Genomic DNA, 25,399 nt, shown 5'->3' with positions numbered 1-25,399 from the left:
GAAACTGGAAAAAGAAAAGCGAGGGCTGCACAATGAGCAATAAAGTGATGACACGGGCCGAAGTGCCGACGGAACTGACTTGGCGGCTGGAAGACATCTTTCCGACCGACGAGGCATGGGAAAAGGAATTCGAGGAGGTTTCAGCGCTTGCATCCAAAGCGGGCACATATGAAGGGACGCTGGAAGAAAGCTCCGATGCGCTGTATCACGTGCTGTCTTACCGGGATGAGCTGACAGAGCGTCTTCACCGGCTCTATACATACGCCCACATGCGCTATGATCAGGATACCGCAAATTCCCGCTATCAGGCGATGGACAGCCGCATGAAATCGATGATGGCAGCTACCGGTGCCGCTCTGTCTTTCCTGACGCCTGAAATTCTGGCGATGGAGGAAGAAAAACTGGCAGGGTTTATTGAAGAAAATGAAAAACTCCATGTCTACAGACAGGAACTGAAGGAACTGAACGATATGCGGCCGCATGTGCTCCCTGCAGAACAGGAAGCCCTGATGGCCCAGCTGGCGGAAGTGACCGCCGCGCCGTCCCAGACGTTCGGTATGCTGAACAATGCGGACCTCGAGTTCCCATCCATCAAAGACGAAGACGGGGAAGAAGTGCAGGTGACGCACGGCCGGTATATCCGGTTCCTTGAAAGCGGCGACCGGCGGGTGAGGCAGGATGCGTTCCAGGCGGTTTATGAAACGTACGGGAAGTTCCGCAACACGTTCGCTTCCACGCTTGCCGGCACAGTTAAGCGGGATAACGTGAATGCGCGTATCCGCAACTACAAATCCGCGCGGGAAGCTGCTCTGTCTTCCGATCACATTCCGGAAAGCGTGTACGAGAATCTGGTGGATACGGTCAATAAGAACCTCCACTTGCTGCACCGGTATGTGAGCCTCCGGAAAAAAGTGCTGGGCGTCGATGAAGTCCATATGTACGATATGTACACGCCGCTTGTGAAGGAAGTGGACATGGATACGAAGTACGAAGAAGCGCAGGAACTGATGCTCAAAGGATTGGCTCCTCTCGGAGAAGAGTACCAGAATATCCTGAAAGAAGGCATCGCGAACCGGTGGGTGGATGTGGTCGAAACGAAAGGCAAGCGCAGCGGTGCTTATTCTTCAGGGGCATACGGCACGAATCCGTATATCCTGATGAACTGGAACGATAACATCGAAAATCTTTTTACGCTCGCCCACGAGTTCGGCCACAGTGTGCACAGTTATTACACATGGCAGAATCAGCCGTACGTCTACAGCGATTATTCCATTTTCGTTGCGGAAGTCGCTTCCACTTGTAATGAAGCGCTGCTGAATGATTACCTCGTCAAGAATACGCAAAATGAACAGGAGCACATTTACCTTCTGAACCGCTGGCTGGATGGTTTCAGAGGGACGGTTTTCCGCCAGACGATGTTTGCGGAGTTCGAACATTTGATCCACGAAATGGATCGGAACGGTGAAGCGCTGACTGCCGACCGTCTGACGGAAGTCTATTATGAACTCAACAAAAAATACTTCGGCGAGGATGCGGTGGCCGATGAGGAAATCGGGCTTGAATGGGCACGGATTCCGCATTTTTACTACAATTACTATGTATTCCAGTATGCAACGGGCTTCAGCGCTGCAGTAGCGTTGAGCAACCAAATCCTGGAGGAAGGCGAATCGGGCGTGCGCCGGTATATCGACAACTTCCTGAAGGCGGGGAGCTCGGATTACCCGATAGAGGTACTGAAGGCGGCCGGAGTCGATATGACGTCCGCAGCTCCAGTCGAAGAAGCCTGCAGGGTGTTCGGAGAAAAACTTGATGAACTCGAAAAATTATTGCTGAAACATGAATAGCACGAAAAGGACCGGGCCGGCTGTCCGGTCCTTTTTGCGTTAATAGACTGTATGGTTAAATGTTTAGGCCGAAATGCCTTGGGAAAACTATTTATGAATAGAAAGCACCTAATTATAAAAGAAGCCGAACAGGAGGAGAATGTATGGGGGCGACACTCAAGACGATTTTAGTGGCAGTTGCGCTGGCAATCGGCGCTTTTTTGATTTACGGGCTCATTGAGCCGAGACTGCTGGATGTAGAAGAGGAAACAGCGGTCATTCCGAACCTTCCGGAAGAATGGGAAGGGCAGGAAGTAGCGGTAATCGGTGATTATCAGATCGGCATGTGGCTCGATAACGGCAGCACGGTCGAAGAAGCAGTAGCGGAGATCGTGGAGCGGGATCCCGTGGCCGTACTGATGCTGGGGGACTTTATTTATCACGTGAACGACCAGTCCGAGCAGGAAGTTGCACAGGCGCTTGAAGTGCTCCGGCCGATCGGGGAAGCATCCATCCCGGTTTACGCAGTGCTGGGGAACCACGATTTCGGCCTGCAGAAAGAGAATGGCGGAAATCCCGATCCGGAAGCGGCGGAACGTCTGCGGAACGCACTGCAGGACATCGGCATCCAGATTCTTCACAATGAAGCGGTGGCGCTCGACGGAGAAGGTGCTGTGCTGCCTGAAGGAGAGCCGGGGCTTTTCATCGCCGGAATCGGCTCTGAATGGGCGGATAACGATGTCCCGGCTGAAGCGCTGAATGACATTCCGGCTGAGGCACCACGTGTGGTCATGATGCACAATCCGAATTCGTTCGATGAAATTAAAGCGGATGCCGCTCCTCTCGCCATAGCAGGGCATACTCACGGAGGGCAGATCCGGCTGCCGGGCTTGCCGGAATGGTCTTGGATGTCCCTGACGTCCAATACGGAAGTCCACGCCGATGGATGGATTGACGGCTATGGGGCTGAAGGAAACCGGCTTTACGTCAATAGAGGAATCGGGATGAGCACCATTCCCATCCGATTCAACTGCAAACCGGAGCTGACTATGTTCACCCTTGTTTCTCCACAATAATTTATGGAGAAGAAGAAAATCGCCGGTTTGTGACAAAGATGTGAAAATACTTGTGAAATATTGCATAAACAATTATGGCATGATAAAGTAAGGATGTGAAATAAATCACAACCAAACTTACACCCCTTTGTTTGAGCGTGAACATTTCTCCCATCCCCTTTATTTATTGAAAAACCTCCTTCATTTTTGAAGGAGGTTTTTTCGTGCCACTATTTCATTTTCCAGAGAGTGCCCTCCGGAAGGTTTACACAAGTAAGCTTCTGCTGGAGCATGTGTTTTTTTAGCTCCCGCTCCGCAAGCTGTTCCGGAATATTATAGATCGACGCAATTTCCTGCGTCGCCAGCGTCTGGTATTTTTTGAATAACTCATCGATCGGCGGCGGATCCTGGCGTGAAGGATTCTCCTTGCCGAGCATTTCCTTTAAAATCGCTTCGTAAATATCATATGAATAAAGACCGGAAACTTTCACGCCTTCATCTTCAATGTTCTCGTTGAAAAACACGACGCTGGGCGCTTCATCGACTTCCATTTCCCGCGAGATCTGCAAATCGCACTGGAATGCTTTCGAAGCCTGTGCTGAATGGAAATCCAGCTGAAACTCTTCCAGATCCAGCTTCGCTTCATCGGCGATTTCCAGCAGCACAGAATAGGATGGGATTTTTTCTGTCTTCAGAAACAAGTGTTCCTGCAGTTTCTGAAGAAAACGGAGCCCTGCTTTCTTCCCCTGGAGTTCGGCCGCTTTGATGGCAACCGACGCAAGGACAGGGTGGGTGATAGCTGGCGCTTCATCCGATTGTCCGCCCTTGGATGTGTTGAGTGCTGAAAGCTTAGTGGCAAGGACCATCCGGACGGTGAAATAAGTGCCGTATTCGATCTGCATTTTGCGGATGAGTGACTGGAGCTTCCAGCTTTCCGGACAAAGCGGATTTACGAATACATAGAGTTCCAAAGGTTTTCCCGGGTCCGTGACTTGAGAGGCGTTAAAGACATCCGGCGCCAAGTCGCGGCTGTTCACTCCCATCCCTCCTCGTCGTCAGGCCGATTGATCATATGGTTAGCGGTCATTACGAGCCGCTGATAATAAATTTCGCGGAATTTCCCATCCAGGCCGACTTCATCCATGGCTTCGCTCATGCATTCAAGCCATGCCTGCGCCCGTTCCGGTGTGATCGGGAAGGGCATATGCCGGGCTTTCAGCATCGGATGGCCATGTTCGGCGGAATAGAGGTTGGGTCCTCCTAAAAACTGCGTCTGGAACTGTTTCTGTTTCCGGATCGTTTCAGATAAATCATCGGGAAAAATCGGCTTAAGCTTCGGATGCTTGCCGACGCGCTCATAGAAAGCGTCAAGCAGCTCTGACAGTTTTTCCGCACCGATCTGATCGTACGGAAGTAACGGTTTTTCAGTCATATAACAATCCCCTTTGCTTCAACCTGTGTACCCATTCTATCAACGCCAGCCATATTCTACAAATATATCGACCGGCCGATGATCAGGCTAAGTAGTGGCCAAGGACTTTTTCAACATAATTCCGGGTTTCGTTGAAAGGAGGGATGCCGCCGTATTTCCGTACATTGCCGGGTCCGGCATTGTACGCCGCAAGGGCGGTCTCGAGATCCTGATCGAACTGATCCAGGAGCTGCCGCAAGTATTTTGTGCCGCCCATGATGTTATCCGCCGGATCGAACGGATCCTGAACGCCGAGAAACCGGGCGGTTCCCGGCATGAGCTGCATCAGACCGGAAGCGCCGGCCGGACTTCTTGCTCCAGGGTCGAACCCCGATTCCTGCCGGATGACAGAACGGATGAGCTTCTCGGGAATATTATATGTCTGCGCGGCTTTCGTGATTTCTGCACTGAACGGTCCATTTCCTCCTTCTGCCGCTTGTTCGGGACGGTTCATCCGCGGAGCGGGTGAGAGGCCCGTGCCGGGAAAGCCGGAATAGGTGAAGGAAGGAGGCCGGCTGCCGGATGCGGGGGCGGAATCCTGCATTGAAGCGAGGAGGCCGGCGAACATCCCGCTGTTTTCCGCAAACGAACGGACCGCTCCGAGTGTATTCAGCGACTGGAGTTCCATGAGCAATCGGTAAGGACGGATATCCACGGATTCACCCTCTTTTTAAAGAATTTACGAGTCTTGCAATCTTTTTATCGGCTGGCCTGACGGGGATTTGATGGGCGCGGAGGAATTCATGGAACCGTTCTTTTCCTTCTTCCGCCTCTTCCGTCTCGAATTCGAATTCATAGTCCTCTTGGGTGCCGTATTCGGAATGGTCGAACACGAGGAGATCCTTGTCCTGGCACACTTCATGACGGCGGGTCGTCAAGGTGCCGAATGGCTGAAGGGCGCCAGTTCCGATTCCGATAGATCTCAGTGCCTCTTCCACTTCCGGTGCACAAAAGCGTTCGCCATTGAGCATGGCGGCCGCCTGCTCACCGGTCAGGGGATCAGTCGTCTCATAGTTGCCGTCGGGCGCCGGTGTCTTCAGCGTGCATTCCGCCCGGTCTTCCGTCTGGCGGATCCGGAGGGCGCAGCGTTTTTTCCGCAGCTCGCCGTCCGGTGTGTCGAAGTAGTGATTGACCTGCACGCGGGCGTTTTCCTGTTCCAGACCGAAGTGGCGCAGCAGTTTCTTGTATTCCTCTTCGGTCAGCATATTCTTATATTCAATTTCAAGTTCTTTTGTCATCGGACATCCTCCAATCAGCGGGACAGGCCCGTCTGATTTCCATTATCGGTCAATCTTCTTCAATCTGCAACGGAAGGGAAGCTGTGCTAAAATGGAATTAAAACAGCTGTACGGGGATGGAGGATACAGATGCATAAACTGACGGATATCTCTTCAGCAGAGCAGAGCGGAACCGGCAGCACATTCACTGTCCGGGAGACGGAACCGTTCCAGCTGCTTGAAGCGACCGGTGAAATGGAAGCTGACCGTACGACGGGCGCTTTCCTTTATCGGCTCAGCACGGGTAAGAAAGCGGTATACATCCGGTTCGGAAAAGAATTCTGGCCGGACATGGCCCGCACTCTTCACCAGGAACTGCTGCCTGTACTCGTGTGGGGAAACCAGACCGTCCCGCTGCAGCGCTTCCAGGAAGAACTCCGCCGGCTGACCGGTTCACCGGGGACGGATGAATTCGCTGAGGCGGTGCGCGCGGCATTTCCGGAATCAGCTGCGGCCCGCCGGCAGGACATGTGAGGAGGATCGGAAAATGGGGCAATGGGAACAATTTTTAGCGCCTTATAAGCAGGCGGTGGATGAGCTGAAAGTGAAATTCCGGGGAATGCGCGGACAGTTCGAGACAGAGAACCGCAATTCACCGATCGAGTTCGTCACAGGCAGGGTCAAGCCGCTTCCGAGCATCTACGACAAAGCGATGGAGAAAGGGCTGCCATTTGAGCCTTCCGACCGTCTTGCCCGTGAACTACAGGATATTGCGGGACTCCGCATGATGTGCCAGTTCGTCGACGATATCGGCGCAGTGGTGAAGCTGCTGCGCCAGCGGAAAGATCTGCATATTGTGGAAGAAAAAGATTACATATCCCATAAAAAACAAAGCGGCTACCGGTCCTATCATGTCATCGCGGAATATCCGGTCCAGACGATCGAAGGGGAAAAGATCATTCTTGTTGAAATCCAGATCCGGACGCTCGCGATGAACTTCTGGGCATCGATTGAACATTCCATGAATTACAAATATAAAGGCGCTTTTCCCGAAGAAATCAAGCAGCGGCTGCAGGGAGCCGCTGAAGCGGCATTCCGCCTGGATGAGGAAATGTCACTCATCCGGCATGAGATCCAGGAAGCGCAGGCATATTTCAGTGAGTACAAGGAAGCGCCGGGAAGCCGTTTTTCATCGGAACGCAAAGGAGGCCGTGAAGAATCATGAATTTTTACATACAGTCAAGAAGCGATGAACTTTCGAACGAGCTGGCAGCGACAGCCAGAGGCTATTTGGAGGATTTCGGGATGGTGTGGAATGAGGAGGAACCGGATGTCGTCCTGTCCATCGGCGGCGACGGGACGCTCCTCCACGCGTTCCACCAGTACCGGGACCAGCTGGACCGGGTGGCGTTCGTCGGTGTCCATACGGGCCATCTCGGCTTTTATGCGGACTGGAAGCCGATCGAGATCGAGAAATTGGTGCTGTCCATCGCCAAGAAGGAGTACAAAGTGATCGAGTATCCGCTCCTTGAAGTGAACATCATGTGCGAAGAACCCGATGAATCCGCAAGCTACCTGGCGCTCAACGAATCGACTGTAAAATCCCCGGACGTCACGCTCGTCATGGACGTGTTCCTCAATGATGACCATTTCGAACGGTTCAGGGGGGACGGACTTTGCATGTCGACCCCTTCCGGAAGCACAGCTTACAATAAAGCGCTCGGCGGCGCGATCATCCATCCGTCTCTCCAGGCGATGCAGCTGACGGAAATGGCGTCGATCAACAATCGCGTCTTCCGGACGGTCGGATCGTCACTTGTGCTCCCTTCCCATCACGAATGCGTCCTGAAACCGGTTAAAGTCCAGGATTTCATGGTCACTGTGGATCACCTTCATTTATTGCACAAAGATGTCAAGGCGATCGGTTACCATGTCGCGAAAGAAAAAGTGCGGTTCGCCAGGTTCCGTCCGTTCCCGTTCTGGCAGCGGGTGCACGATTCGTTCATCGAGGGCAGTGAGTACTGATGGAGCCGTTCCGGCTGACGTTCACCGCGAAGCGGAACCAGCTCCTCCGGGAAGCGCTGGCGGAGTGGGGCCTTTCGAAAAGGACGCTTACTGCCGTCAAATATGACGGCGGTCAGCTCCTGGTGAACGGAGAAGAAAAGACGGTCCGGCATCTCCTGGATATCGGGGATGCCGTGACCGTCGTTTTTCCTGTTGAAAAGCGGAGCGGAGGGCTGCTGGCCGAACAGGGTCCGCTCCAGATCATATTTGAGGATGAAGCAGTACTGGTCGTCTCGAAACCCGCCGGTCAAAGCACGATCCCTTCCCGTGACCACCCCGATGGGACTTTGGCGAATTTCGTAGCAGGGTATTTGGAGCGCTCCGGAACCCCCGCCACCGTACATGTCGTCACCCGGCTCGACCGGGATACGACCGGCCTGGTCTGTATCGCGAAAAACCGCCATATCCACCATGTGCTTTCCGGGCAGCAGAAAAGCGGCACGATGAGACGGCAATATACAGCGCTCGTCCATGGGCTGCCGGAAGAAGGGAAGTGGCGGATCGATGCGCCGATCGGGCGGAAACCCGGTTCCATCATTGAGCGCCAAGTCCGCCCGGACGGCCAGCAGGCACTGACGGAAGCGGAAGTGGCCGGCCGGTTTTGCGGGTTTACCGCTGTCCGGCTGCGGCTCGGAACAGGAAGGACCCACCAGATCCGGGTCCACCTTGCGCACTGCGGTCATCCGTTGCTTGGAGATGATTTGTACGGCGGGGAGGCGCACCTTATCGGACGGCAGGCGCTGCACTGCGACAGGCTGGAATTCAGCCATCCGATCTCCGGCGAACTGCTGTCGTTCACTGTCCCGCTTCCTGACGATATGAGCCGGCTGATTCAGGGATGATACCGGTGGAACCGGTCGGGCTCGAACGGCTGCCGTGAAGGGACGGATAGGATTTCTTCTTCAGGGTAGCGGAATGCGGAAAGCGCGCCGCCGAATACGCATCCGGTATCGATGTTGACGGTTCGGTTCCTGAAATAGGGCTGTTCCACGGGGGTGTGCCCGTAGACGATCCAGCGCTCTCCGCTGTAGTGCTTTGCCCAATCGCGTCGCACCGGCCGTCCATCCGGAAGGAAATCACCGGTCACATCGCCGTAAAGGACGAAGGAAATGATTTTTTTGGACAAAGGCTGGCCGATCATGTTTTCCCGTATTCCAGCGTGGGCGACGATCAGCCGGTCTTCGAATGTCTGGTAAACAGGAAGCGCTTCGTAAAACCGCTTATAGCGTTTTCTGAACGCTTCCTGTTCTGTTTCAGGAAGCCCCCTCCACTCAGCGATGGTCGTCTCGAGTCCATGCGTGATCTGGACGTTGTTGCCTTTGAAAAAACGGTACAGTTTATTGCAGTGGTTGCCGGGGGAATAGGAAAGCATGCCGGCATCCTGCATGCTGAACAGCAGCCGGAGAACGCCGATTGAATCCGGACCGCGGTCCGCCGCATCCCCGACAAACGCAAGCTGTCTTCCTTCCGGGTGGCGGAAGAGGCCTCCCTCTTCGCGGTAGCCCAGCTTTTCGATCAGTTCAAGAAGTTCTTCCCTGCAGCCATGAATATCTCCGATAACATCAACTTTCACCTTTCCTCACCTCGCATTATATTGTATCTTAAGGTGTGGAAAGAATACATTCAGCCGAAAGGAGGGAGCAGCTGATGACAGAAGAACAGCAGAACCAGACAGCGGCCGGAGGCGAGATGGACGAAGAACTCCTTCAGGAACTGCTTGAGCGCGAAGAAGTCGAGGCGTTCCGTGAAGAGTTCCTCGCCCACCATCCGTACGACCAGGCGACATTTTACGTGAAGTCGGAACAGGAAGCCCGGCAGCTGCTCTATCAGTACTTATCCCCGGCTGAAATGGCGGATATTTTCGAAGCGATCGAACTCGATGATGATGAATATGAAATGTATTTCCGTGAAATGAATGCCAATTATGCGGCGGACCTGCTGGCGGATATGTATACGGATGATGCGGTCGACATCCTGAATGAATTGGACAAGGAACAAGTGGCAAGCTACTTGACCATGATGGATAAGGAAGCCGCACAGGAAATCAAAGACTTGCTGCATTACGAGGAGTACACGGCCGGTTCGATCATGACCACTGAATTCGTCGCCATCCCGATGAACTCAACTGTCCGGTCCGCGATGAACATCCTCCGCAATGCCGCACCGGATGCCGAGACGATTTATTATGTATTCGTCATCGACGAAGAGAAGCGCCTGGCGGGCATCGTCACACTCCGTGACCTGATCATTGCAGATGAAGATACGCTGATCAGCGCAATCATGAATGAGCGCGTAGTCAGCGTTTCGGTCAGCGAAGACCAGGAGGAAGTGGCCCGCATGATCCGGGATTATGACTTCCTGGCACTGCCCGTGGTCGATTTCCAGAACCACCTCCTCGGTATCATCACCGTCGATGATGTCATCGATGTCATGGAAGAAGAAGCTTCCGATGACTATTCGAAGCTCGCAGCGGTATCCAACATGGAAACGTTCGACCGCGGCCCGTTCACGGCTGCGAAAAAACGGCTGCCCTGGCTCGTGCTCCTGCTGTTCCTTGGAATGGTGACAGCGAATCTTATGGGGCTTTTCGAAGAGACGCTGGATCAGGTCGCCCTGCTGGCTGTTTTTATTCCGCTTATCGCCGGTATGGCGGGGAACAGCGGAACCCAGGCGCTGGCAGTCGCCGTCCGTGGGATAGCGACGGGTGATATCGAGGAAGAAAGCAAACTGAAATTGCTGGCAAGGGAAGCCGGGACCGGACTGATCACCGGAATTGCCTGCTCGGCTGTCGTCATCGGCCTTGTTTACTTCTGGAAAGGGGATATTGTGATCGCCCTGCTGGTCGGCGCTGCGATCCTCAGTTCCATTTTTGTAGCGACGCTGGCTGGTTCCTTCGTCCCGCTGCTGATCCACCGGATGAAAATCGATCCGGCGGTGGCTTCCGGTCCGTTCATCACCACACTGAACGACATCATCAGCATCGTCATCTACCTGGGCCTTGCGACGCTGTTCCTTGGTCCGCTCTAGAAAAGTGTGAATTGCACTTTTCTTTTTTATTATGTAATATTAGTACCAGGTAATAAAAGAGGAAGGGGAGAAAGAAATGTCCATTTCATTGAAGGATAAAACGTTCGTAGTCATGGGAGTTGCAAATAAACGGAGTATCGCATGGGGAATCGCCCGGTCGCTTGATGCGGCAGGTGCAAACCTGATCTTTACATATGCGGGGGAACGGTTTGAGAAGCCTGTCCGCGACCTTGTTGAAACTCTGGAAGGGAACCATGAGCTTATTTTGCCCTGCGATGTGACAAGCGACGAAGACGTCGAAAAGTGCTTCCGGACGATCGGCGAACAGGCGGGGAAGATCGACGGACTTGCGCATTGCATCGCATTTGCAAAGACGGAAGAATTGAAAGGCGATTTCTCGGAGACTTCCCGGGACGGGTTTCTTGTGGCACAGAATATTTCCGCATACTCCCTGACGGTCATCGCGAAATATGCGAAACCGCTCATGACCGAAGGCGGCAGCATTGTGACACTCACTTATATCGGCGGAGAACGGGTGATGCCGAACTACAACGTCATGGGTGTGGCAAAAGCATCGCTTGAAATGTCGGTCCGGTATTTGGCGCACGATCTCGGCCGGCAGAATATCCGGGTCAATGCCATTTCCGCAGGTCCGATCCGGACTCTGTCCGCAAAAGGCGTCGGTGATTTCAACACGATTCTGAAAGAGATCGAAGAGAAAGCGCCGCTTCACCGCAATACGACTCCGGAGGAAGTCGGCGATACCGCCGCGTTCCTGTTCAGCAATATGTCGCGCGGGATTACCGGTGAAGTGATCCATGTCGACAGCGGCTATCATATCCTTTAATCGGGAATAGGTCCTGAGGCGGTTTTTCCGCTTCAGGACTTTATTGTTAAAACAGGTTTAGAACAGGAAGGAACGGGTATACTTCCGGGAAAAGGATACATCCGGAGGTGCGGCAGTCGTGGGCTATATCTTACCTTACCAGCATTATACATATGAGCAATATGCCAGCCGGACCGCCATGGCGCAATATGATTTCGCCCATGTCGGAGGTGTGGAGCGCATTTTACCTGATCAGCAGGAGGACAAAAACCGCCGGCAGGAAGAAAGCGGCCAAGGGGAGGGCACCGCCATTGAAGAAAGGGACGGACAGCAGTCACAAAAGGAGCTGCGGACATTCCAGGGCTACATCCCGCCCAATCCTGCGGAACTGCCGGAGTCGGTCAGGCAGTCGGCCGTGCAGCTGAGGGCAACGGAGAATCCGTACAGCTGAAACGGCGGATAAGATTGGAAGAGACAAGAAAAGGGCTGTCCAGAAAACCGGTAATACGGCTTTCTGGACAGCCCTTTGGCTTTGCAGATCAAAGTTCCTTCTCCATCGTTTTATGCGGAATGCCGGCATCCATGAACTCTTCGGACGCGGTCTGGTACCCGAGATGCTCATAAAAAGCCATGGCGTGCGTCTGTGCATTCAGCCGGAGCAGATGGATGCCCTGCTGCCGGGCTTCTTCTTCCATCGCTTCCATCATCATGGCGCCGATTCCGTGTCCCCGGTATTCCGGCAGCACACATACCCGTTCGGCTTTGCCGATTCCCTGCTCAAGGGACCGGAGCCTTCCCGCTGCAATCGGCTGCTGAAGGTCATAACCGACAAAATGTGTGGCGCTGTCATCGGATTCGTCGAATTCGATATCAGGTGAAACGCCCTGTTCTTCCGTGAATACCGTTCTCCGCACGTCGAAGGCCTGTTCTTTTTCCAGCTGGGTCTCCGCGACTCTCACTTGCTGCATTCAGCTCTGCTCCCCGGTCAGGCGGTATGTTTCATATACTTGCCATGAGCCGTCCTCCAGCTGGTAGAGCAGGTGGATCCGGTCGATGGTTTCCGTATGGTCGATTCCCGCCATTTTCAGCTGGCCGTATATGTCGGAATGCTCCGAATCGGACAGCTCCTGGGCGATCGTGATGTGAGGCACGTACTGATATTGCGGAGGGCCCCCGAAGAAATCGGAATGCAGATCCTCATGGAGTGACATGAGTTCCTCGTCGGGTTCCACTTTGTAATACAAGGTGTTCGTCACCGGAGAAAACGTGCTGACACGCGTCACGTGCAGCTTGAACGGCTTATGGCGCTTTGCGATTCTTTCGATTTCCTCCGCGATTTCCTTGATTCTCGCGTCATCCGCCCGGAACGCATCTTTCAGCGTTATATGCGGAGTGATCTTTGCATATCGCGGGTCATACCGTTTCCGGTACGAGTTCGCAATGTCCTGCATTTCCTTCGATGGGAATGCGGCTACGCCGTATTTCATAACTGTGACCTCCTCGGAATAAATGCTCGCGATTTCATTATAGCAAAAAACCAACAGCGATTGGCAAGCGGCTCAGTGTCCGAAATTCAAACGGAGGGTCCGGTCCATATCCCGCTGCCAATACTTCCATGTGTGTCCGCCTTCGAATTCGTCATAGAAGACGGAGAATCCGCGCTTTTCCATCACTTCATGGAGGCGGCGGTTCGGCTCGATGAAATTTTCCGTCCCGCCCGCAGTCGTCGGAACTTCCGTCTCTTCCTGCCCGATGACATGGTAGACGGAAAACGCATTAGGTGCGCCGAATTCTTCTGTCAGCTGAAGGACCCGCTCGCTGACCATCGGTGAATGCAGGATGACCCGGCCGAAGCTGTTCGGATACTTCATGGCCGCCATCAGTGACACGGTGGCGGCCAATGAGTCGCCCATCAGCACCCGCCCATTCCCTACTTGGTAGGTCGGATATTCCGCGTCCAGATAGGGGACGAGTTCATGGGCCAGGAACCGTATGTACGCGCCATTCTGGCTGCCTTCAGGATGGTACTTCTCCCAGCGGTCCCGCACGTTCTTATATGGGACGCCGACGAGTATGACATTTTCGATTTCGCCGCTGCCCAGCAGTTCATCGGCGGTGCGGGAGACCCGGCCCATCTGGAAATAGTCACGGCCGTCCGACATGATGACGACTGTGTATTTGTAGAGCGGGGAGTAGTTGGACGGCATATAGATAAGCAGTTCCATCTCTTCCTGGAGCTCATTGCTGTATAGTGAAATTTCCTGGATGACGCCTCTTTCCATGACTAGACCTCCTGTCCGTTTTTCAAGAAAATTGTAACATATACGGCCTGCGGGGTATAATCAAAGAAGTCAACAATAATCCGGACGGAAGAGAGGAGCGCAACTGCATGAATGATATGGATGGAAGAAGATTCAGAGTCCACTCGGATGAAGTGACAAAAGCGACACACGAAGCGCTGGAGCGCCGGGGAGTCTCGGTCAGAGATATAGCTGAAATCGTTTATGAAATGCAAGTACCGTACAATGACGGTCTCACCATGAAGCACTGTATCGAATCAGTGGAGAGCGTGCTGAAAAAGCGGGAGGTCCAGCATGCGCTGTTAGTGGGGATCGAAATGGATGAACTGGCGGAGAAAGGGCAGTTATCGCGACCGCTTCAGCAGATCGTCGACTCAGACGAAGGGCTGTTCGGCGTCGATGAGATGCTTGGTCTCGGAGCAGTGCTTACATATGGCAGTATCGCAGTGACGACGTTCGGCCATTTGGATAAAAATAAAGTCGGTATCATCAACCGGCTGGATACGAAAACCGGTGAAGGGGTCCATACATTCCTTGATGACCTTGTCGCGAGCGTGACAGCATGCGCTTCTTCCCGGATCGCCCACCGGACCCGTGATCTGGAAGAAGAAGGGAAGACGTACGAAGACGTCAGTCCGGAGGAAGTGGCGCCGGAGTCCCACATCGACGGTGCGGAAACATGAAGGATGGGCCTATCCCAGTGGAAAGGCTTCCATTTCTGTAAAATAAGATTGACAGGAATGGTAAAAAGCATGGTATGATGGGTTGAAGTTAATCACAAATCAGACTAGGGGGAACTGCGATGTTAAAGAAAAAGTTCGGATTGGTCACGTCACTCGCGCTTGCGGGTTCTGTCCTGCTGTCCGGCTGCGGTGAAGAAGAAGAACCGCTTGAAGGTGAAGCGGGCGAAGCAACAGCTGAATATCCCGAGTTCGTCAGCATCCTGACCGGCGGAACAACCGGTACGTATTACCCGCTTGGCGGCGCGATGGCCACCATCATTGAAGATGCGACCGGCGTCAATGTGACGGCTGAATCTTCGCAGGCATCAGCGGCGAACGTAGCAGCGCTCGCTGACGGAAATGCGGAAATGGCGTTCGTCCAGACAGACATCGCCTACTACGCGACTCAAGGGGAAGAGATGTTTGCTGAAAGCGGTCCTGTAGAGAACATTTCCGCAATGGGCGTCCTGTACCCGGAGACGATCCAGCTTGTCACTACCGCTGATTCGGGGATCACCTCGTTCGACGACTTGGAAGGCAAGAGCATTTCCATCGGAGCTCCAGGTTCCGGAACAGCTGCCAACGCGACACAGCTGCTGGAAATCCACGGCATTTCACTTGATGACATTGAAGCGCAGAATCTCGACTTCGGTGAATCCCAGGAAAGCCTGCAGGCCGGCCAGATCGACGCGGCGTTCATCACTTCCGGCACACCGACAGGAGCTGTTGAGAGCTTGAATGCTGTAGCAGATGTCGTGATTGTTCCGGTTGAAGAAGCAAAAGCGGAAGAACTGATCGAGAAATATCCTTACTACGCTAAAGACGTCGTTCCTGCCGGAACATACGGACTGGAAGAGGAAGTGCCGACTGTCTCCGTCATGGCGATGCTGATTGCACAAAACGACCTTTCTGAGGATTTCGTGTATGAAGCGACTAAGGCGATTTATGAAAACACCGATGAAATCACCCATGCAAAAGGCGCGCTGATCAAAGCGGAAACAGCGCTTGATGGTGTCGGAATCGATGTGCACCCGGGTGCGCAGCGCTATTTCGATGAAGTGCTCGGCGAAGAAGCGGCTGAATAAGGATAGGTTGAACGTAACAGGCGATAAGGCCTAAGCCTTATCGCCGTATTTATTTTTCCATGGAATCGAGGCGAAACGGGATGCGCACGGTTATAATCATCGCAGCAGCAGCACTGCTGCTGGCTGCCGCAGCCGCTTTATTTATTCCCTGGAAGGAAAGCGCTGTCTTCATCAGCAGTGAAACCGGCAAACTCGCCGCTTATCATCCTCTTGAAGAAAGGACGCTGAAAATCCGCTATACCCATTCGATCCACTTATCGGATGTCGTTGAAACATACGAAGTGACGGAAGACCTCGATCTTCGGATGACGGAACTTGAGTATGAGGACTTTGCGATCGGCATGCCGGCGAATGCAGGAAAAGGGGAGGTTTTCGTCGAAAAGGACGGAAAGTATTTCATCAAAAACATGGACCGGGTGATACCCGGCTTCACGCTATTCATCGGCGATATCGATTTGGAGCTGTCGCTGCTCGCCGGCAGGCATGTTTACAATCTGAAGTCCGTGCTGGAACGGGGCGAGTCCTACCTGTTCAGGATTGAAAAATTATCATGGTTTGATTTAGTTAAAGGAGTGGAACTGCATGAGTGAGAAAAGACCGCCGGATTTTGAAGAGCGGCAGGAAAATAAGCTGCCGCCCGAAGATACGGTGTTTACGGAAGAACAGCAAAAGGAGATCCTGCAGAAATATGATCCGGAATCCAATACCCGCGATGTGGTCGGGGTCTTGAAATCCATCATATTTTTCGGCCTGCTGGCGTTTTCGATTTTCCAGCTTTACACAGCGATTTTCGGCCAGTTCACCGCGTATATCCAGCGGTCCATCCACTTGGGATTCGCGCTGTCGTTGATTTTCCTGCTGTTTCCGGCCAGACGGAAAGGCGCACGGAGAAACAGCGTTCCATTCTATGACATCATTCTCGCCGTTCTTTCGGTCGGCGTGGGGCTGTACTGGCCGCTGTTTTATGAGGAAATCGTCCTGAGGGTCGGGCGGCTCGCCGGAATCGACCTGGCGGTGGGCATACTGGCGATTGTGCTGACGCTTGAAGCGACGCGGCGCGCAGTCGGCCTGCCGATCACCATTATTTCTTCCGCTTTTCTGTTCTATGCGTTTTTCGGCCGGAGCTTTCCAGGCTTTCTCGCGCACCGGGGGCAGGATCTCGAGTCGGTTGTCCAGCTGATGTTCTTCACGACGGATGGCATCCTCGGCACACCGATCGGCGTTTCTGCAACCTTCATCTTCACCTTCCTTTTGTTCGGAGCTTTTCTGGTGAAGACCGGTGTGGGGCAGTACTTCAATGATTTAGCGGTGACACTGGCCGGAAAACTGATCGGGGGACCGGCGAAGGTGGCCATCTTCTCAAGTGCGCTTCAGGGAACGATTTCCGGAAGCTCGGTTGCGAACGTGGTGACCTCCGGTTCCTATACGATTCCGATGATGAAAAAACTTGGGTACAAAAAAGAATTCGCCGGCGGCGTTGAGGCTGCCGCATCCACAGGCGGTCAGCTTATGCCGCCGATCATGGGAGCCGCGGCTTTCCTGATGGTGGAATTCATCGGCGGGGGCATCCAGTACTGGGATATCGCAAAAGCGGCTGCCATTCCGGCGCTCCTGTATTTCTCCGGTGTCTGGATCATGACGCATTTCGAGGCGAAACGGATCGGGCTCCGAGGAATCCCGGACGAAGAACTGCCGGACAAGAAAGAAGTTCTGAAAAAGATTTACCTGCTGTCACCGATTGTGGCGATTATCCTGTTCCTTTTGATCGGTATCCCGACCATGCAGTCGGCGCTTTATGGCATTCTGCTGACGATCATCGTGAGTGCGATCGATAAAGCGACTCGGATCGGCTTCCGGGATACCATCGACGCGCTTGTCGATGGCGCCCGGACAGCACTGGCTGTTGCGGCTGCAACAGCTGCTGCCGGCATCATCGTCGGAGTGGTCGTGAAGACCGGCCTCGGTCTCAGCCTTGCGAACGGGCTCGTCAGCGCTTCAGGCGGAAGCATCCTTCTGACCCTGTTCTTCACCATGCTGGCCGCCATCGTTCTGGGAATGGGTTCCCCGACGACAGCCAACTACGTCATCACATCGACCATTGCAGCGCCGGCGATCGTCACGCTGCTCATGATCGGTGAACCGGAAGGTGCGGCAGTCCCGCTGGTTGTCGCACTGTCGGCCCACTTGTTCGTATTCTACTTCGGAATCATTGCGGACATCACCCCGCCGGTGGCACTCGCCGCTTTCGCGGCGGCCGGTGTATCCGGAGGGGAGCCTATCAAGACGGGGATCAATTCGGCTAAACTTGCAGCTGCGGCTTTCATCATTCCGTACATGTTCGTCCTGTCACCGGAACTTTTGATGATCGACGCGACTCTGCCGCAGATTGCCTGGGTCGTCTTCACCGCACTGGCGGGAATGATGGCGATCGGTGCCGGTCTCATCGGGTACTGGTACCGGAAAATGTACTGGATTGAGCGGATTCTCGCAGTAGCGACAGGGCTTGCGCTGATTTATCCGGAAAGCATCACCGATACGATCGGCTTGGGTGCATTCATTATCCTGCTGGCGATCCAGTTTATCACGCGCAATAAAGAAGAACCGAAAACCGAAACAGTTTCATAGTATGCCGAAAAAGCCGGAGCGGCCACGCTCCGGCTTTTTTCGGTGGTGGCTATCCTGTCGGCGAATCGCCCTTTCAGCCTGAATGTTTAGGCAAGACCAGGGAGGGAAAATGAAACATAACAAAATGATTACAATAATCCAGAAAGGGAGGATGTCGTTATGAAAATCCGAACCGCTTTAAAGGGAACCGGTGCTGCCGTCCTCTCGCTCGGAGTCCTGGCAGGCTGTGCGGGCGATGACGGTCCGGAAGGCGAATACCTGATGCAGGAAGACTTGGAAGAATATTATACAGAAGAAGACCTGCAGATCTGGGCTGAAGATCAAGGCTACATTGCAGAGGAAGACTTGGACGAATGGGTGGAAGAGGAAGGATTGATTTCAGCGGATGACCTCGATCAGTGGGCGACGGAAAACGGGATACTTGAGTGACGGATAAATCCGGGAAGGAGGGGCAGTGATGGAATTCAACAATGCGGTTAAAGGCGCCGGCATTGCGGTCCTGGCTGCTGGGATTCTCGCCGGCTGCTCCGGAGACGACGCCGCGGAAACCGAATACCTGACACCGGAGGATGCGGAAGGGTACTTTACGGAAGATGAGCTCACGACATGGGCGGAAGAGCAGAACTTCTACACCCAGGAAGAACTGGAAGCATGGGCTGACGAACAGGGCTTTTACACGCAGGAAGAGCTGGATACCTGGGCAGATGAACAGGGAATCATCGACGAAGGCGCTGTCGAAGTGGATGAAATCGCAGAAGAGGAACCGACCGCCGCTGACGCTGAGTTCGATTTCGGTGCGATCGACCGGGGACGCCTGGAGGAAGTCTATCTAGGTCCGCTGGAATGGACGCCGGAAGAATTCAATGATTACACAGTTGAAGAATTCGATATGAACATCGCAGACTTCGCTGATTTCGATGAACTCGAATCGATGGTGGGACCGGTTGAAGACATTCTTGCTGAATAAGACGAAAAAACGCCAGCCGCGGAGGCTGGCGTTTTCATGATGATTCCTACTGGGTTCGAACCAGCGACCTCTACCCTGTCAAAGTACACTCCGTAAATCAAAAAGCGGCACTTGGGGAATCGAAACCGTCCTATCAATGTTCTTGGGCCAGTTAAAATCATAAAACATCATAAGCCGGCACAAATCGGGCACATTTTGGGCACACATTGCCGGACCGCTTCACATGTGTGCCCATCACTTGGCATTGTTCTTGCCCCATACACCCTTGAACGTCTCCGCAGCCACGATATCATCCGCGTCGTCCGTGTGTAAGTAACGGTTAGTCGTTGTGAGCTTCCGGTGCCGCAGCCGGCTCTGGATAGCTCGCATGTTAACCTGTTCACGTGCCATGATCGAAGCAGAGGAATGGCGCAGGTCGTGGAACCGGATCTGCCGGATGCCGGTCCGTTTGACGAAGCGGCCCCAGAAGCGGGTGACGGCATTCGGATGATAAGGCACGCCGAACGGATCCGCAAACAAGAGCAGAACCTCGTTCCCGTCCTCATCCTTGAACCCATTCCAGTCAGGACCGGCCAGCAGCTTGTTCCGCAGGGCGGCATTCCGCTGCGCCCGCAGTTCCTCCATCAGTTCTTCCGTGCAATGCAGGAACGTCTCGTCGCCTGTCTTGGTACATTTTAGCTGCAATCCGTGCTTCGATGTATAGACGAGCGCCCGTTTTATCCAGATACCACCTCTCTCATAATCGAGCACATCCTCCGCAATGGCCACGACCTCACCACGCCGCAGCGAAAATTCGAAGGCGATCATAATCAGCCGCTGATGGTATTTCGAGATCTCCGGGAAATGGTCGGCGATCCTTTTCACTTCCTCCATCGTGTAGGGCTTCAGCTTTTTCTTTTTCGTGTGCGGTTTGCCAACGCCGTCCATCGGATTCGACTCGATGACTTCCCAACGCAATGCGTGGCCGAAAATGGACTGGAGCGCATAGTACTTTTTCTCAAGCGAACCCCGGCCGGCATCAGCCTCCGCCGTGAAGAAATCTTCGATATCCAGCGTTCGGATCTCCCGCATGTACATATCCTCAAATGCCGTAATGATAGGTTTCAGAACGTAATCCAGCACTTCATTTGTAGTGGCAGCCAGCTTCTTGTCTGCGAAATTCTTCCGCCATCGGTCCTTGAACGCGCCGAATGTGATGTTTTCAATAGATTGTTCTTCCGTGTTCCGGACTTCATATTCAAAATCACTCAGCATTCGCTTCAATTCACGCTGTCCGGATGGCGTGACGATCTTGGTTTTGCGTCTTCGCCTACCTTTCCGGTCCTTTCCGACTTCCGCAAACAACCTGTATTTTCCGTTCCCCAAGTCTTTAGAGTAAGCCATTTATGTATCCCTCCTTACAAGTATCCTTAAATGTTCGCCTGTATAGGGCAAGGTCAGTTGCTATACAACTGAACACTACCGACTGCAAAGATTTCGGCAGTACTGTTCCAGGCGTTTCTGGGCAAAGTCGGGGTTCACACCGAAAAGCTCTTGGAGCACCCAGATAGCTCGTCGCTCGTCATTCGGCAATTGTAGCCGTTGGAGCATAAATGTCGGAATGCAAAAGAGTTGGCTGAAGTTATTCGCTTTGACTTCCTGGTAGTCTCTCATCATAGCCGTGATGAGCCGTTGGTCGCCTTCATGCAACTTGGCGTGGCAGACCTCATGCCCGAACGCTTGCCATTGTTCTTCGGGTAGCAGCCGGTCATCGAGAAATATCACGTTATCAGCGTAAGCGGAGCCGTAGGGGTAGTAGTGGACAGCGTAGCCTAATCGGGGAGCAATCACTTCGATGTTCATCTGATGCGGGTGGAATACATCGATATCCCGCAACATCTTCGTTATGTATTCTTCTAAGGTGCCGTATGTATAGCACAAATGAATCACTCCTTTAGAACATATGTTCCCCTAAATAGTACAAGAAAAACCCACTTTTGGAAAGTGGGTCTCTAAATCAATTTTTATAAATTACTGTATAATTTCACTTTACTCTGTACTCTCAAGATCGTTAAGTATAAAAGTTTCCTTTTTATTTCCAGTGTTTTTATTAGTGATAGTACTTTTTGTTAAGTTAAATTGATACATTTTCGTGGCAATTACTAACCCTTGTGTAAATATTTCTCGATTTGTTTTAGCAGAAATCGCGATTCCAGAATCACTTATGATCTTTATTGAACTTACAGATCTGTTGGCGCTGTCAATTACTCCTGTTACAAATATCGATTCTGTTTCTATTTTGCTTTTTATTTCATCAAATCTATTGCTAATGTAGTGAATTTTTTCTTTGTCGATTTTAGTTTTTGAACCTTTGTTTATGATGGATAATGATATGTCTTCCTTATCCATTTCCTTGAACCAGTTTTTAGAGACAGCGAACGTCCGATAGCCAATTTCTTCGATGATAAAAGAAGGATCATCTTCGGGTAGTCTCTGAAAGAACTCTTTTAGTTTACCAAGGCCCTCTTCTGAAATTACGCCATCGACAAAGTAATCATCCACAGCCCCTAAATGAAGATTAAATGAGCCAGGGGAAGTATTCTCTAAAATGAGTTGAGAAGAATCAACAATATATCTAGGAATAAGACCTTTAGCGTTTCCTTTGCCAAAAACGTCATTGAACATAGAAGTATAAACTCGTTGAATCCCTCTCGCGACGGACCCGAGTTTTGTAAGAGTGATTTGACCTGGCTCCAATGCGGTATCAATACTTACGACAAATTCATCTTCGGTCTTTCCTGTTACTTTATTTCGTTCAAAAAGCTTTATTTGTTCCATTGACGCATCGGCTAAGTCGTAAAATCTAGAGTTTCCATCCAATGATTTCAATGATCGCTCCAATTCAGCTAATGAAGGCAATTCGTCACGAGATCTAACATCAAGATTGTCGATTGTCATTTTAGAACCCCCTCATTAAAATTGGTCGATCGTCATTTCAATTATACCCTTAGGATCTTCATTTCTGTCAAAACAAAATTGTCCTCGCCAATACTTTTCGTATAAATCAAAATGAGCACGATCCTCTTCTACATCGTTACCTTCAAATGGAATAGTCTTTGGGTCTACTGTGAAGTAAGGATCACAATGCAAAGGGATACCGAATTCCCTAAAAATCCTCTTGTTTTGTAGCACCGCTCGGGTTGCAGGGTGGGTCGCATCCAAATAGAAAACCAAGTCTACATCTTTAGGGTCTTCTTTGTTGGTGACAAAGCTGCCATCTATCCAGAATTTAGTTACAGCTTCAAAAATATTTACTCTTTTAATTTCTGCAATAAAACGTGAAAATCCTTCATAATTCCGTTCCCTCGTTTCAGAATCAGGAAACGCTTCGACAAAAAAGATTTTAAAGTTTTGAAGCGATATATTTCTTATTATTCCAGGAGTTAAATTTCCGCGGTGATCAAACTGAAGTTGTGAACCAGTCGTCATTATTCTGCTTCTCCTTCCAAAATCGGAAAATTTTTCTACACTAAATTAAAAGAAAAGCCCCACCGGGCAGATAAATAAAAACATTAGGGCGCCGGGCGCTCGTGGGTAGGTTATTGCTCCCTTGCTCACTACCTATGCGTTGCACCTTCTGGTTACCATAAGGGTTCACCAGCTTGGCTCAAAGTTGCCATATCGAATATCGACTTAGGGTTTCTTTGAATTCACCCGGTGCTTCCTCTATAATTACTTATAGAGAGGGCACTTCTACCTTTGATGCCTACCGGTTCAGAGAACGCTTGAGCGAGTGCACTAGTACCTTTAAGCTCTAAACCAGAAACCAGAGATGCAGGAATTCCGGTGTCAAACGTTTTCATGGATTCCATCACCTCTGTTAATCGATTAGTCGTCTTTCCGGTTTCTTCAATGATTTTCGCTAGGCCTGAACCGGTATCGAGGTCATCAAGAATCTTTTTGTTATCAAGACCGCTTTTAAGCGGTCTTTTCTTTATGTTTCCATAAAGTTCAGCATATGTGTTCACCCTAATGTTTAAAAGCCTATTATGAATTCAGCAGCTTGGCTTTCTCCGCCTGGAACTCCTCTTCGGTTAGGATGCCTGAGTCCCTCAGTTCACCCAATTGCTTAAGCTGCTGGAATTTATCAGGAGCTGGAGGAGGAGTCATTGATTCTTCAGGATCAGGATTCTCGGTAATCGTCTCTGATACCACCTCAGGAACCGGAGAGGGGGCAGAAATTGCAGTTACCAGACGTTCTCTGACATCATTTTGATCATTCTGTAGCTCGTATTTCAGAACGCCTTCATCTGACTTTACAATTAGTTCCTTGCCATTCTGCGAAATATCATTGATTTGATCCAGTTGACGAGTATGTACAAATTCTTTGAAGACGGTTTCCGAGAAAAATATAAGTTTTAGATTTGTGGCTACAAGCAAACCTTTTACTTGCTTACCTTTTGGAACATCAAATAATACCGGAACGACAGCCCGAATCGATTCGTCATTTTCAATATGTTTAGCTCTGATTCTACTTGCTGCTAGTGTATGGCTGCTGATAATTTTTGTTTCTTCTTCATTTGGATCAGAGCCAAAGAAAAACTCAGCATCATTCTTTTCAGGAGAAAGTTTCCCATTCCCCTTAGATAACGAAATCCTGTTCCGGAGGACATCGACAAGGGTATCTAAGTCGTTCTCTTCGATGTCTCTGACAGTCTTCTTTTTGGTACCCATCAACCCGCTGATTTCAAGCAATAAACTCCCGCCTTTGAAAGAAGAAGAGCCGCCTGGCAAAATATCAAAATCGACATTCTTGATAGAATTATATTCGATTTTTTCAGCTTCAGCTCCGCCAAACATTCCGCCTTTAAGCCACGTGAGGATTAGCCCACTATCTGCGACAAGAACGAAGCCGCTTGGTTTTAGTAACTTTGCACCGCCTACAGTAAGGTAATAAATATTTTCATTATCCTTCACGTACTTCTTGATGGCTTTTAAAGTGTATTCGTAATAAGTCCGTTCGGTCTTCGGGATATCTTTAGTCACGCCTTTAAGTTCAGAGACTGTTAACGGAAATTCCATGACGCCATAACGGTAATTTAGCTTAGTAAATTTACTGCTCATTTCGTTTCTCCTCTCCATATTATTTATTCGATCTATTTATAATTTTCCACATCGCATAGAGCTGTTCCCTCTGTTCCTCAGGACTTTCCGCGAGCTCTTTAAAGAACTTGCCGATCTTTGGATCAGAGAGCCATTTTTCGAAATCTGGATCAATGTTTACCGATTCAGTGCTATTCCGACCAAGCAATTCATCGACTGAACAGTCAAGCGCTTCTGCTAATGCTTTGATGTCAGCTGAATCTGGAGTTGTATAACTTCTCTCCCAATTAGAGATTTTTTGGGAAGAAACATGAATTTTATCCCCCAACTGCTTTTGTGTGAATCCTCTACGATTCCTATACTTCTTTATGCGGTCTCCGGTCTCCAAAACGACACCTCCTAGGCAGACCCAATTTATATATATAATTTAAATAATTTTACCAGTAACTAACGGGATATGATATTTAAATAACGGAATATGAGAAAAAACTATATAAAGTAGTTGACTGTAACGAAAATCGTTAGTATTATGTATATAACGGATACCGTTATAGAAGGAGGTGAACAAAATGGTGCACAAGAATGTAGAAAAAATAAGAGAAGCTAAAGGGGTTACAAAAACCCATATAGCGAAAGCTTTAAATATGTCAGTGATGGGTTATAGCCACATTGAAAATGGTGCAACTAGATTAGACGTAGGCAGGCTACAAAAAATCGCTGCCATATTAGAGACCGATGTCGCCGTTTTTTTTGATGACCAACTAACGGATTCCGTTATCAATAGACAAAAGCGAGCCACAGGATAAGAAAGGAGGGATGAAGCGTGGGTGAACTTTTAAAACTTAACGTGGATGAAGGGCAAATCGAGGAAATGCTGCGTACGGAATTGCGGAAGCGGCTCGATCATCTGGAACACCGATACACCTTCTGGGATCTGGAGGAGTTGAGCCGCCAGACACACATGAGCATCAACTTCATCAAGGACACATTCTTTTTCGATCCACGGTTCAAAAAGTTTCGGGTAGGGCGCAAATGGCTGTTCCCGGCGAAAGAAGCGGAAGAATTCCTGTTGCTGTGGCTGTCGGAACAGTCCCGCCACTGACTCCTACCGTAACTGTACAGCGAATGAGCGTAT

32 protein-coding genes are annotated in these 25,399 nt (G+C 51.2%); 17 read left to right on the top strand and 15 right to left on the bottom strand.

Annotated features, from left to right (window positions below; genetic code table 11):
• Positions 1-32 precede the first annotated feature (32 nt).
• Together pepF and CCE92_RS00920 are read left to right on the top strand one after the other, a co-directional pair.
• Positions 33-1,844 (top strand): oligoendopeptidase F, encoded by a 1,812-nt coding sequence (pepF, locus tag CCE92_RS00925; protein ID WP_088005660.1) that lies wholly within the window; start codon positions 33-35, stop codon positions 1,842-1,844.
• A gap of 143 nt (positions 1,845-1,987) precedes the next feature.
• Positions 1,988-2,899, top strand: a complete 912-nt coding sequence (locus tag CCE92_RS00920) for a metallophosphoesterase (protein WP_088005659.1) — start codon at positions 1,988-1,990, stop codon at positions 2,897-2,899.
• Positions 2,900-3,108: 209 nt separating this feature from the next.
• Here CCE92_RS00920 and CCE92_RS00915 read toward each other — a convergent pair whose 3' ends face one another.
• The 4 genes from CCE92_RS00915 to CCE92_RS00900 form a co-directional block, all read right to left on the bottom strand.
• Positions 3,109-3,915, bottom strand: a complete 807-nt coding sequence (locus tag CCE92_RS00915; protein ID WP_241535812.1) for a ClpXP adapter SpxH family protein — start codon at positions 3,913-3,915, stop codon at positions 3,109-3,111.
• Entirely contained in the window at positions 3,912-4,310 is a 399-nt protein-coding gene (locus CCE92_RS00910) for a globin domain-containing protein (RefSeq protein ID WP_088005657.1), read from the bottom strand. Before CCE92_RS00910 ends, CCE92_RS00915 begins: the two co-directional genes overlap by 4 nt.
• Before the next feature lie 82 nt (positions 4,311-4,392).
• Positions 4,393-5,004, bottom strand: a complete 612-nt coding sequence (locus tag CCE92_RS00905) for a lytic transglycosylase domain-containing protein (RefSeq protein ID WP_241535811.1) — start codon at positions 5,002-5,004, stop codon at positions 4,393-4,395.
• Positions 5,005-5,008: 4 nt separating this feature from the next.
• Complete coding sequence (locus CCE92_RS00900; RefSeq protein ID WP_088005656.1) at positions 5,009-5,587, bottom strand: CYTH domain-containing protein; 579 nt, start codon at positions 5,585-5,587, stop codon at positions 5,009-5,011.
• A gap of 129 nt (positions 5,588-5,716) precedes the next feature.
• Between CCE92_RS00900 and CCE92_RS00895 the strand changes: the two genes are divergently transcribed.
• From CCE92_RS00895 to CCE92_RS00880, 4 genes are read left to right on the top strand one after another with little or no spacing between them, the layout of a single operon-like run.
• Positions 5,717-6,100, top strand: coding sequence for a UPF0738 family protein (locus CCE92_RS00895; protein WP_088005655.1), 384 nt, complete (start codon positions 5,717-5,719; stop codon positions 6,098-6,100).
• A 13-nt stretch (positions 6,101-6,113) separates the two neighbouring features.
• Positions 6,114-6,791, top strand: coding sequence for a GTP diphosphokinase (gene yjbM / locus CCE92_RS00890; protein ID WP_088005654.1), 678 nt, complete (start codon positions 6,114-6,116; stop codon positions 6,789-6,791).
• Positions 6,788-7,591, top strand: coding sequence for an NAD kinase (locus CCE92_RS00885; protein WP_088005653.1), 804 nt, complete (start codon positions 6,788-6,790; stop codon positions 7,589-7,591). The genes yjbM and CCE92_RS00885 overlap by 4 nt, the downstream gene beginning before the upstream one ends.
• A complete protein-coding gene (locus tag CCE92_RS00880) occupies positions 7,591-8,472 on the top strand; it encodes an RluA family pseudouridine synthase (protein ID WP_088005652.1) in 882 nt (293 codons plus the stop codon). The genes CCE92_RS00885 and CCE92_RS00880 overlap by 1 nt, the downstream gene beginning before the upstream one ends.
• Here CCE92_RS00880 and prpE read toward each other — a convergent pair.
• Positions 8,463-9,203, bottom strand: coding sequence for a bis(5'-nucleosyl)-tetraphosphatase PrpE (gene prpE, locus CCE92_RS00875; protein ID WP_088005651.1), 741 nt, complete (start codon positions 9,201-9,203; stop codon positions 8,463-8,465). The two genes, CCE92_RS00880 and prpE, sit on opposite strands and share 10 nt — an antisense overlap.
• 74 nt (positions 9,204-9,277) lie before the next feature.
• On the opposite strand from prpE, the gene mgtE reads away from it, so the two are divergent.
• From mgtE to CCE92_RS00860, 3 genes are all read left to right on the top strand, one after another.
• Positions 9,278-10,657, top strand: coding sequence for a magnesium transporter (gene mgtE / locus CCE92_RS00870; RefSeq protein ID WP_088005650.1), 1,380 nt, complete (start codon positions 9,278-9,280; stop codon positions 10,655-10,657).
• A 76-nt stretch (positions 10,658-10,733) separates the two neighbouring features.
• Positions 10,734-11,504 carry an enoyl-ACP reductase FabI gene (gene fabI, locus CCE92_RS00865; RefSeq protein WP_088005649.1) on the top strand — a complete coding sequence of 257 codons (771 nt, stop codon included), beginning with the start codon at positions 10,734-10,736 and terminating at the stop codon, positions 11,502-11,504.
• A gap of 118 nt (positions 11,505-11,622) precedes the next feature.
• The gene (locus CCE92_RS00860; protein WP_088005648.1) at positions 11,623-11,934 is read left to right on the top strand and encodes a hypothetical protein; all 312 of its coding nucleotides are present in this window, start codon (positions 11,623-11,625) and stop codon (positions 11,932-11,934) included.
• 88 nt (positions 11,935-12,022) lie between these two features.
• Here CCE92_RS00860 and CCE92_RS00855 read toward each other — a convergent pair whose 3' ends face one another.
• The 3 genes from CCE92_RS00855 to CCE92_RS00845 form a co-directional block, all read right to left on the bottom strand.
• Positions 12,023-12,451 carry a GNAT family N-acetyltransferase gene (locus CCE92_RS00855; RefSeq protein ID WP_088005647.1) on the bottom strand — a complete coding sequence of 143 codons (429 nt, stop codon included), beginning with the start codon at positions 12,449-12,451 and terminating at the stop codon, positions 12,023-12,025.
• On the bottom strand, positions 12,452-12,970 hold the full coding sequence (locus CCE92_RS00850) for a YjcG family protein (protein ID WP_088005646.1): 519 nt from the start codon (positions 12,968-12,970) through the stop codon (positions 12,452-12,454).
• Between the two features lie 72 nt (positions 12,971-13,042).
• Positions 13,043-13,765: an alpha/beta hydrolase gene (locus CCE92_RS00845; protein ID WP_088005645.1), complete on the bottom strand. Its 723-nt coding sequence runs from the start codon at positions 13,763-13,765 to the stop codon at positions 13,043-13,045.
• Between the two features lie 116 nt (positions 13,766-13,881).
• Here CCE92_RS00845 and CCE92_RS00840 point away from each other — a divergent pair, with 116 nt between their 5' ends.
• From CCE92_RS00840 to CCE92_RS00815, 6 genes are all read left to right on the top strand, one after another.
• The gene (locus CCE92_RS00840; RefSeq protein WP_088005712.1) at positions 13,882-14,466 is read left to right on the top strand and encodes a phosphatidylglycerophosphatase A family protein; all 585 of its coding nucleotides are present in this window, start codon (positions 13,882-13,884) and stop codon (positions 14,464-14,466) included.
• Positions 14,467-14,585: 119 nt separating this feature from the next.
• The gene (locus CCE92_RS00835; RefSeq protein ID WP_088005644.1) at positions 14,586-15,590 is read left to right on the top strand and encodes a TAXI family TRAP transporter solute-binding subunit; all 1,005 of its coding nucleotides are present in this window, start codon (positions 14,586-14,588) and stop codon (positions 15,588-15,590) included.
• An 80-nt stretch (positions 15,591-15,670) separates the two neighbouring features.
• On the top strand, positions 15,671-16,180 hold the full coding sequence (locus CCE92_RS00830) for a DUF1850 domain-containing protein (protein ID WP_088005643.1): 510 nt from the start codon (positions 15,671-15,673) through the stop codon (positions 16,178-16,180).
• Positions 16,173-18,215 carry a TRAP transporter permease gene (locus tag CCE92_RS00825; protein ID WP_088005642.1) on the top strand — a complete coding sequence of 681 codons (2,043 nt, stop codon included), beginning with the start codon at positions 16,173-16,175 and terminating at the stop codon, positions 18,213-18,215. Before CCE92_RS00830 ends, CCE92_RS00825 begins: the two co-directional genes overlap by 8 nt.
• A 159-nt stretch (positions 18,216-18,374) precedes the next feature.
• Positions 18,375-18,644 carry a hypothetical protein gene (locus CCE92_RS00820; RefSeq protein ID WP_088005641.1) on the top strand — a complete coding sequence of 90 codons (270 nt, stop codon included), beginning with the start codon at positions 18,375-18,377 and terminating at the stop codon, positions 18,642-18,644.
• 28 nt (positions 18,645-18,672) lie between these two features.
• The gene (locus CCE92_RS00815) at positions 18,673-19,182 is read left to right on the top strand and encodes a hypothetical protein (RefSeq protein WP_088005640.1); all 510 of its coding nucleotides are present in this window, start codon (positions 18,673-18,675) and stop codon (positions 19,180-19,182) included.
• 234 nt (positions 19,183-19,416) lie between these two features.
• Here the strand turns inward: CCE92_RS00815 and CCE92_RS00810 are convergent, their stop codons facing one another.
• The 7 genes from CCE92_RS00810 to CCE92_RS00785 form a co-directional block, all read right to left on the bottom strand.
• Entirely contained in the window at positions 19,417-20,565 is a 1,149-nt protein-coding gene (locus CCE92_RS00810; RefSeq protein ID WP_088005639.1) for a site-specific integrase, read from the bottom strand.
• 75 nt (positions 20,566-20,640) lie between these two features.
• Positions 20,641-21,102 (bottom strand): ImmA/IrrE family metallo-endopeptidase, encoded by a 462-nt coding sequence (locus tag CCE92_RS00805; protein WP_088005638.1) that lies wholly within the window; start codon positions 21,100-21,102, stop codon positions 20,641-20,643.
• 108 nt (positions 21,103-21,210) lie between these two features.
• Entirely contained in the window at positions 21,211-22,119 is a 909-nt protein-coding gene (locus tag CCE92_RS00800) for a hypothetical protein (protein ID WP_088005637.1), read from the bottom strand.
• 15 nt (positions 22,120-22,134) lie between these two features.
• Positions 22,135-22,650 carry a DUF6932 family protein gene (locus CCE92_RS00795; RefSeq protein WP_088005636.1) on the bottom strand — a complete coding sequence of 172 codons (516 nt, stop codon included), beginning with the start codon at positions 22,648-22,650 and terminating at the stop codon, positions 22,135-22,137.
• 221 nt (positions 22,651-22,871) lie between these two features.
• A complete protein-coding gene (locus CCE92_RS15680) occupies positions 22,872-23,189 on the bottom strand; it encodes a hypothetical protein (RefSeq protein WP_144390955.1) in 318 nt (105 codons plus the stop codon).
• 19 nt (positions 23,190-23,208) lie between these two features.
• Positions 23,209-24,285, bottom strand: coding sequence for a PH domain-containing protein (locus CCE92_RS15675; RefSeq protein WP_162287788.1), 1,077 nt, complete (start codon positions 24,283-24,285; stop codon positions 23,209-23,211).
• 19 nt (positions 24,286-24,304) lie between these two features.
• Complete coding sequence (locus tag CCE92_RS00785; protein WP_162287787.1) at positions 24,305-24,652, bottom strand: helix-turn-helix domain-containing protein; 348 nt, start codon at positions 24,650-24,652, stop codon at positions 24,305-24,307.
• A 181-nt stretch (positions 24,653-24,833) separates the two neighbouring features.
• Here CCE92_RS00785 and CCE92_RS00780 point away from each other — a divergent pair, with 181 nt between their 5' ends.
• The gene (locus CCE92_RS00780; RefSeq protein ID WP_088005634.1) at positions 24,834-25,070 is read left to right on the top strand and encodes a helix-turn-helix domain-containing protein; all 237 of its coding nucleotides are present in this window, start codon (positions 24,834-24,836) and stop codon (positions 25,068-25,070) included.
• A gap of 17 nt (positions 25,071-25,087) precedes the next feature.
• Positions 25,088-25,366: a group-specific protein gene (locus CCE92_RS00775; RefSeq protein ID WP_241535810.1), complete on the top strand. Its 279-nt coding sequence runs from the start codon at positions 25,088-25,090 to the stop codon at positions 25,364-25,366.
• Positions 25,367-25,399: the final 33 nt, after the last annotated feature.

It is taken from the genome of Indiicoccus explosivorum (assembly GCF_002167005.1).
GTDB classification, from domain to species: domain Bacteria; phylum Bacillota; class Bacilli; order Bacillales_A; family Planococcaceae; genus Indiicoccus; species Indiicoccus explosivorum.
This window is presented reverse-complemented; position numbering and strand designations above follow the sequence as displayed.